1 protein-coding gene is annotated in these 1,022 nt (G+C 61.2%); it reads right to left on the reverse strand.

The features are described 5' to 3' along the window. Positions 1-1,022: elongation factor Tu (gene tuf, locus AC13RE_RS28315; protein ID WP_488565378.1), on the reverse strand; the 1,022-nt coding region annotated here is incomplete at both ends.

Here is a 1,022-nt window from a genome sequence, read left to right on the forward strand (position 1 = left end):
GCAACCGTGACGTTGTCGCCAGGCATAACCATTTCCGTGCCTTCCGGAAGCGTCACGATGCCGGTCACGTCAGTCGTACGGAAGTAGAACTGCGGACGGTAGTTCGTGAAGAACGGCGTATGACGGCCGCCTTCTTCCTTCGTCAGGATGTAGGCTTCAGCCATGAACTTCTTGTGCGGCTTCACCGAACCCGGCTTGCACAGGATCTGACCACGCTCGACGCCGTCACGGTTAACACCGCGAACCAGTGCGCCGATGTTGTCGCCGGCCTGGCCCTGATCGAGCAGCTTGCGGAACATTTCAACGCCGGTCACCGTCGTCTTCGACGTCGGACGGATGCCGACGATCTCGACTTCTTCACCAACCTTGACGATACCGCGCTCGACGCGGCCCGTCACAACCGTACCACGGCCAGAGATCGAGAACACGTCTTCGATCGGCATCAGGAACGGCTGGTCGATCGGACGCTCAGGCGTCGGGATGTAGGCGTCAACCTGAGCCATCAGCTCGCGGATCGCGTCTTCGCCGATCTTCTTGTCCGAATCTTCAAGGGCAGCAAGCGCCGAACCCTTGACGACCGGGATATCGTCGCCCGGGAAGTCGTAGGACGACAGCAGTTCGCGAACTTCGAGCTCGACGAGCTCGAGAAGCTCGGCATCGTCAACCTGGTCGACCTTGTTCAGGAACACGACGATCGCCGGAACGCCAACCTGGCGGGCGAGCAGGATGTGCTCGCGCGTCTGCGGCATCGGGCCGTCAGCAGCCGAGCAAACCAGGATCGCGCCGTCCATCTGAGCGGCACCCGTGATCATGTTCTTGACGTAGTCGGCGTGGCCGGGGCAGTCGACGTGCGCATAGTGACGGTTCGGCGTCTCGTATTCAACGTGGGCCGTCGAGATCGTGATACCACGAGCCTTCTCTTCCGGAGCCGCGTCGATCTGGTCGTACGCCTTGAACTCGCCGAAGTACTTCGTGATCGCTGCCGTCAAGGACGTCTTGCCGTGGTCAACGTGACCGATCGT

The sequence above is a fragment of the Martinezella sp. CNPSo 3959 genome, from assembly GCF_057784355.1.